We start from the raw sequence: 6,777 nt of genomic DNA, 5'->3' as shown, positions 1-6,777 counted from the left end.
GTGTCAGCGCACGGCGATCGACGCCGCAATCCGGTCGGCGAGTTCGCCGAGCACGCGACTGAGCGCGGCGGCTTGCGCGGCAGCATCGTGACCTTCGACCGGCGCGCTCAGCGCCGCCTGCTGGGTCAGCGTGGTGCGTGCGGGCTGCCCCGCCAGGAGCGTCCACGCCACTTGCAGCGTGAGCGTGCCGCCCGCGCTCGCGTTGCAGTCGAGCACCTTGACGACGAGCGTGCGCGTGCCGGCGGGCGCGGGCGCATCCGGAAAAACGAACGCGCCGGCCGGCAGGCGCGGCAGCAGGTCTTGCGCGAGCGTGCTGCGCATCATCTGCGCGAGCGGCGCGCCCCAGCGGTCGTTGTCGTCGACTGCGAGCCGGTTGGGCGCGACATGCGTCACCACTTCGGGTCGGTCGAGCACGGCGGGAATATGCACGGCGCTCAGTTGCACTGGCGCCATGGCAGCGGTGGCAAGCGGCGCTTGCGCGGGTGTCGCGTTGAGCGTGACGTAACGCGTGGGCGGACTGTGGCCACATCCGGCAAACCCGGCGCCGATGCCCACGAGCACGGCCGCACGCAGCAGTCGCGCGATCGAAGCCGCTGCGCATTCGGCCCGGCTCGCATGGCGGCGCATCATTGGCTCACCTCCTGCGCCTTGCCGTGCAGCAGCGCTTCGGGGTGCCGGTCGAGATAGTCGGCGAGCGCGCGCACCGAGCGCGCGGTATCGGTCAGCTCGCGCAGCGCGGCGGGCAGGTCGTTCTGGCTCGAAGCGTCGGCACCCAGCGTGCGATTGGCCGCCGCGACGGTGCGATCGGCTTCGTTCGCCGTCTCGCGCAGCTGCGCGACGAGCGGGCCGATCTGGGGCGACACCTGCGCGAGCGTCTGATCGATCTGCGCAACCGAGCGGTCGATGTGCTCCAGGCTGTCGCGGATCTGCGGCGAGGAGCTGATGGCGTTCACGTGCGCCGCAATGCTGCGCACTTCGTCGCCCGTTTGCTTGATGGGCAGGTCGTCGATCTTCGCGATCACGTCGCTGGCGCGCGAGGTCATGGTGTCGAAATCGGCAGGGGCGACGCTCGGGATCACGGGAAGCCCGTTGTCGGCGGTGAGCGTCGCGCCCGCCGCGCCCGCAACGAAGTCGAGATTGACCTTGCGCGGCCCGACGAGCGGCGGGTCCTGCGAAAGGCGCGCGCGCAGCCCGGCGGCGACGAGGTGATCGAGCATGCCGTTGACGAGCGGCCGCCAGTTGCCGTCCGCGGGCGGCGGCGCGCCGACGATGCCGAGCTGCGACGGGTCCAGCGCGAGTTGAACCGGGGTGCTCAGCGCGCCTGTGCGCGCGTCGTAGCTCAGGTGCACGCTCGTGACGGTGCCCACGGGAAAGCCGCGCAGATCCACCTCCGAGCCGGTCTCCAGGTTGCCGACCGCGCCGTCGAAGCGCACTGCATAAGTCACCATCGGGCCGTGTTCGGGTGCAAGCGGGGGCCGGCGATCGCTGCCGTCGAAGTGGTCGGCATGTTTGCCGGGACCCGGCTCCATGACGATCTCGGGCCCCGAAAGCATGGCCTTCAGCGAGGCAGGATCGCTCAAATCCACCTTCGCGCCGCGCAGGTAGAACCGCGTGCCCGAGCGCAAATACGGATTCTCCGCCCGGTCGATCCGCAGCTTTGTTTCAACATGCTTACCATCGGGCGCGAGCGACACGTCCGAGACGGCGCCCACCTTCACGCCGTGCAGCGTGACGATCGTGTCGTCGGGCTTCATGCCGTAGGCGTTGTCGAACGTGACGACAACGGTCTCGCCGTCGTGGATGAGCGCGCGCAGGCCGAGCCAGCCCGTCGCGCCGATGGCGGCGATCGGCACGGCCCAGATCCAGCCGGGCCAGGCGCTGCGCCGCACTTCGGCCTGCGTGCGGTGGTGACGCGGGCCGCTCATGGCTTTCTCCGCGTATGCGCGTCCCACATCATGCGCGGGTCGAAGCTGCGCGAAGCCATCATCGTGAAGAAGACGACGAGCGCGAACGCCGTCGCGCCGATGGCGGGTCTCGCCACCGCCACGCCGTCGAAGTGGATCAGTGGCACGAAGGCCGCGATCGTGAAGACGTCGACGTTCGACCAACGGCCCAGTTCGTCGATCCAGCGATAAAGATGCGCCTTGGCGCGCAGGTGCCGGCGCGAATGGCGCAGGACCGAGGTGATGAACCACAGCATGCCGCCGAGCTTCGCAAGGGGAATCACGATGCTCGTGCAGATGATCAGGATGCCGAATGGCCATAACCCGACGTGGAAGAGCTGATAGACGCCGTCGATGATGCGGTGCGAGTCGTAATGCCCGAGCTGCCGCGATGTGGTCATCGGATAGAAGTTGGCGGGCACGGTGAGCACGAGCGCCGCGAGCGTGAGCGCGGCTGCGCGCACCACGGCGTCGGGCTTGCGCGCGCGTAGTTTCAGACCGCAGCGCGGGCACGGCCGGCCCTCATGCGCAATGGGCACGACGAGGTCGCACACTGGGCAGGACAGCGCGCCGTGCCCGCGCGGCGCTTGCTGATCGGGGACGATGGCGCGCCAGACGGTGCGGCGATCGAGCGAGGCGCGCGTGAGCATCGACATGAGCGCGGCGAGGACGAAACAGTAGCCGCCCGCCCCGATCGTTCCGGTGAGGTTTTGCGTGACGCGCGCATAGCCGACGAGGCAGCCCACGAGATACACGTCGGGCATGGCCCAGATGTCGAGCGCGATGGTCCAGCGAAAGAGCGTGCCGATATGCCTGAATCGCACGCCGAAGCGGATCAGTCCCAGCACGATCATGAGCACGCCGAAGCGCACGAACGGCAGCACGATGCCGAACGCGCCGAGCAACAGCGCGAGCGCAAGCCAGCCGTCGCGCCAGATCGACACGATGCCCGACGCGAGAACGGAGGAACGATCGGCGCCGAGCATGTGCACCGTCATCAGCGGCGCGAGGTTGGCGGGGAACAGCAGGACGAATGTCGTAATGGCGCAGGCGAGCGAAGCGCTGATGCTGCGCCCGCTGCGCCGCTCCAGAGGGTAGTGGCAGATCCTGCAGCGCGCGAGCATGCGCGGGCCGAGCGGAGGGATGTCCTCGAGGGCGCCGCATTCGGGACAGCCAATCGTCATGGGCGGGACTCCTGACTACGCCTCGCGATCACACACGATTCGCATCAGTGAGGCAGTTTCAGACCACGCGCATAAAGCGTTCCCGCGCCGCGGCTTTGCTCAGCCTTCCGATTTATTGCGGTTCAAGACCCATGCCGCACCGAGCGCGAAGCCGACGGCGGCGGCGAGCCCGAGCGCGGTCATCGGCTTGTCGGCGACGTTGTCGCGTGTGGCGTCGGCGGCATTGTTCAGGGCCTGCTGGGACTTGCCATATAGGATCTTTGCCTTGCCGGCCAGGCCCATGGCGGGGTCGCCCAGCATGCGGCCGGCCAGGTGCTGCGCTTCTCCCGCGACCTCGCTCGCGACGGCGTGTGCGTGTCTCGTGTCCATGATCGTGCTCCTGTGTGCTCAGGGTGGGTCATTGAATATGCGCGCTCCACTTGCGCAAACACAGTGGAGCAACGCGAATGCCCGCAGCGCGGCGATCGATGAAGCAAAGGCGAATCGGCGCTCGCGCGCAAGCGTGAGCGCGGCGGTGAGCTGATCGAGACCGATAGGCTTGACGAGATGCCCGGCATGTCGAGATCGACGAACGGGACGAGCCGCACGAGATGACCGAGCTGGCGGTCGAGCATGTCGAGCACGTGTTTGCCGTCGGCCGGGTCGGGGCTCGCGCGCAGGATCTGCAGGCCATTGCGGATCGGCGCGAGCGGATTGCGCCGCTCGTGCGCGAGCGTCGCGGGAAAGTGATCCTTCATGCGGTCGACGTGCGCGAGCTTCGCGGTAGACGTCGAGGTCGGCGCCGCAGGAACATGCGATGCGAACTTAAAGGTATCCGAAAAGGTCGATTGTCTGACCGTGCCGGCATGCCCCATGTACCGGATAAATGGGGATGCCGGGGTTGGAACATCGGAGTGAGCCTGGGAGGGAAACGACGATGCGCCGGAAATCACGATCATTGCGAGCCATGGCCGATAAATGGCTTTTCTTGCGGCCGGACACGCGAGTGCACGTCACGCGTGTCGCGCAGGGTGCAAGGAAGCACCGCTCGTGCGTCTACGTCAGCGCGGTCGGCGCCGTGGGCGAATCGGGCATGTTCTTCTTCCGTCACGACGACGGCAGCTGGTACATCTTTCCGCCGGACGAAGCGCGTCCGGCGCTCGGCGTCGAGTGAGGTAACGCCTGAGCGCTGCGGCAAACCGCGGTATGCCCGGCCGGCGCTTGCGCCGTTCACGGGCCGAGCAGTCCCTGGGTTGGCAGCGACAGCTTGCCGTGATCGACGAAGCGCGTGCCGCCGCCGATGCCGCCTGCCAGGCGCCCGCGTATTTCGTAGGGAACGTTGCCGGCCTGTGCGCTGCCCGCAAAGGCGAAAGCCTGGCGGACGGCGGCGAGGGCCGGCACGGTCAGCGGCACGACGATCACCGCTTCACCGAAGCGCGGCACGACGCCGCTTTGATCGCTCACGCCACTGGCGAACGATTGACCGTTGAGGTCCAGTTGCAGCGACACGCCGCTAAATTCGACCGGCGTGTCGTTGGGATTCTGGATGCGCAATTTCACGTTGAAGCGCATCTCCATGCCTTCGCCCTGCAGCGGCTCGAGCCCTGCCACGTTGACCCGCAGCGGGTCTCCCATCAACCCCGCGCAGCCGCCTAGCCAGAACAGCATGCAAAGCATGGTGCAGACAAGTCGCATTGAGCGCCTGGCGTCAGGTGCTGGCATGGCAAGTACCTCGATCGTCGAGTCCGCGAGTGCCGCTTAGTGTAGCGTCGATCGTTCGCCGGATTCGTACCGGGCGCCAGCTCGATCCGGATTGCATGGATTCAGGCCAAACCTGCGATACGATACGTCCCCGACGCTTCAGCAATATGCGCCACACGCGGCCCAAATTCTTTTCAATCTGCTTTCATCGGTCGAGTGTCGCCTCACGCGTCCTGACTCTCCCTTCGTTGCCCGGCCCGTTCTCATGCTCAGCGCCTTCGCTCTATTCGGGATCTTGATCGTATCTTGCCTGATGAGCGTCGCCATCCTGGGCTCGCTGATCCGAACCGCCGTGCCGGGCGTAGGCCGCTGGTGTCTGGGCTATGCGCTGGTGGCCACGGCCTCCACCTGGATCGTGCTCGCCGGCCCGGGTGCTGGCGCGATCACGATCGTCGCGACGTCGGTCGCGACCCTGGGCGCGGTCGTGCTGCTCGTGCAGGGCACGCGCCAGTTCTTCGGCATGCGCGCCGTGTGGCACACGGAATCGGCGGCACTGGTCATGCTCTGCGCTGCGCTGGTCTATTTCATGTGGGTGTCGCCGAGTGCCGGCGCGCGAGGCGTGCTCGTTTCGCTGGGCCTCATCTATGGGCGGCTCGCGGTCGGTACGCTGGTGCTGCGGCACGCCTCGCGCGAGAGTACGCGCTACGCATGCCGGCTCATCGTCGTGGCCGCCGGGCTCGGTGCGCTCGTGTATGTCGCGCGCATCGCCGCGATCGTCTCCGGCGCCGTGCCGTCGCTTACGTTCGTGCAGCCGTCGCCCTGGAACGTGGCGCTGCTCGGCCTTGCGATCGTCACGTTGCCCTGCATGTCGATCGGCATGGTGATGCTCGCTCACGACCGGATCCTTGGGCGCATGGAAAAGCTCGCGACGATCGACGAACTGACGGGCGCGCTCACGCGCCGTGCGTTCATCGCCAGGGCGCAAGTCCTGCTCGCGCAGGCGCGGGAGAAGGGCGATCCGTTGTCGATCGCGATTCTCGACATCGATAACTTCAAGGCCGTCAACGACGGCTTCGGCCATGCGGTCGGCGATCGCATCCTGGCGCACGTCGCCTCGGTCGTCTCCGCGCAATTGAGGCCGTGCGATCTGTTCGGGCGGCTGGGCGGCGAAGAGTTCGCGATCCTCTTTGCATACGCGCAAAAGCACGACGCAGCGACGTTGACGAATACGCTGCGGCTCGCTGTCGAACGATCGTCCGCCGAAGGCGTGCGCTGCACCCTCAGCGCGGGCGTCGGCAGGTTCGTGCCGGCCGATACGCTGGAGGGCGCGATGGTACGCGCCGACGCTGCGCTCTATGTCGCGAAGGCGGCGGGGCGCAATCGCGTCGTCATGACATCGGATGCCGAAGAAGGCGAAGCCCGCTACTTCGCCGAATCGCGCTAAAGAAATGCTTGCCCGGCAAATTTATTCCAGGGAAAATTCGCGCTGACGAAAACCGGCAGCGACGCCGGCTTCGTGCGACCCGGCGCGTCATACCGGGCAGGTCAATCATTTCCCGGGCAATGGCGTCCGCAACGGTGGTCATGCCGGATAACTGCCCATGTTCAAGCGCCTCTTCTCCGAACTCGCCCGAGTCTTCGTTCCCATTGGGCGAGATTCCGACATCTCCGCTCTGATCGACTTCCCATGCTGCGCGTCAGACGACGCCGCCATCGAACGGGAAAGCGGTCTGTCCCGATTGCGTGACAGTGCGGGCACGCGTGCAGCCCGCTCGCGCCGCCGGGTCTGGCGGCTTCGCGCTGTGCGCCGCGAACGCCGCTGCGAAGCTCGACCGGCGCCGCGCCTTTCATGCGGCATTACGCTCGCCCGTCATCAGGGATAGCGCCGCCTGGATTCGTCATAGAAATCCTGCTACTGTCATTGGCACAAAAACCCGGCGGCAAGGACCGTTGCCAAAACAGGGTTTCAA

8 protein-coding genes are annotated in these 6,777 nt (G+C 67.0%); 2 read left to right on the top strand and 6 right to left on the bottom strand.

Annotated features, from left to right (window positions below; translation table 11 throughout):
• Positions 1 to 3: 3 nt before the first annotated feature.
• From AB4Y44_RS30565 to AB4Y44_RS30545, 5 genes are all read right to left on the bottom strand, one after another.
• Positions 4 to 630 (bottom strand): membrane integrity-associated transporter subunit PqiC, encoded by a 627-nt coding sequence (locus AB4Y44_RS30565; RefSeq protein WP_368701668.1) that lies wholly within the window; start codon positions 628 to 630, stop codon positions 4 to 6.
• The gene (locus AB4Y44_RS30560; protein WP_368701667.1) at positions 627 to 1,925 is read right to left on the bottom strand and encodes an MlaD family protein; all 1,299 of its coding nucleotides are present in this window, start codon (positions 1,923 to 1,925) and stop codon (positions 627 to 629) included. Before AB4Y44_RS30560 ends, AB4Y44_RS30565 begins: the two co-directional genes overlap by 4 nt.
• Positions 1,922 to 3,127 (bottom strand): paraquat-inducible protein A, encoded by a 1,206-nt coding sequence (locus tag AB4Y44_RS30555; RefSeq protein ID WP_368701666.1) that lies wholly within the window; start codon positions 3,125 to 3,127, stop codon positions 1,922 to 1,924. The genes AB4Y44_RS30560 and AB4Y44_RS30555 overlap by 4 nt, the downstream gene beginning before the upstream one ends.
• A gap of 99 nt (positions 3,128 to 3,226) precedes the next feature.
• Complete coding sequence (locus AB4Y44_RS30550) at positions 3,227 to 3,439, bottom strand: CsbD family protein (RefSeq protein ID WP_368701673.1); 213 nt, start codon at positions 3,437 to 3,439, stop codon at positions 3,227 to 3,229.
• A complete protein-coding gene (locus tag AB4Y44_RS30545; protein WP_368701672.1) occupies positions 3,355 to 3,864 on the bottom strand; it encodes a histidine kinase dimerization/phospho-acceptor domain-containing protein in 510 nt (169 codons plus the stop codon). The genes AB4Y44_RS30550 and AB4Y44_RS30545 overlap by 85 nt, the downstream gene beginning before the upstream one ends.
• Positions 3,865 to 4,112: 248 nt before the next feature.
• Between AB4Y44_RS30545 and AB4Y44_RS30540 the strand changes: the two genes are divergently transcribed.
• Positions 4,113 to 4,280, top strand: coding sequence for a hypothetical protein (locus AB4Y44_RS30540; protein ID WP_342924617.1), 168 nt, complete (start codon positions 4,113 to 4,115; stop codon positions 4,278 to 4,280).
• A gap of 56 nt (positions 4,281 to 4,336) precedes the next feature.
• Here AB4Y44_RS30540 and AB4Y44_RS30535 read toward each other — a convergent pair whose 3' ends face one another.
• Complete coding sequence (locus tag AB4Y44_RS30535) at positions 4,337 to 4,801, bottom strand: LEA type 2 family protein (RefSeq protein ID WP_368701665.1); 465 nt, start codon at positions 4,799 to 4,801, stop codon at positions 4,337 to 4,339.
• 319 nt (positions 4,802 to 5,120) lie between these two features.
• Between AB4Y44_RS30535 and AB4Y44_RS30530 the strand changes: the two genes are divergently transcribed.
• Positions 5,121 to 6,251, top strand: a complete 1,131-nt coding sequence (locus tag AB4Y44_RS30530) for a diguanylate cyclase (protein WP_368701664.1) — start codon at positions 5,121 to 5,123, stop codon at positions 6,249 to 6,251.
• The last annotated feature ends 526 nt before the right edge of the window (positions 6,252 to 6,777 follow it).

The sequence above is a fragment of the Paraburkholderia sp. BR10937 genome (assembly GCF_040965695.1).
Taxonomy (GTDB): domain Bacteria; phylum Pseudomonadota; class Gammaproteobacteria; order Burkholderiales; family Burkholderiaceae; genus Paraburkholderia.
The sequence above is the reverse complement of the archived record's forward strand: the minus strand, read 5'-3'. Positions and strand labels throughout refer to the sequence as shown.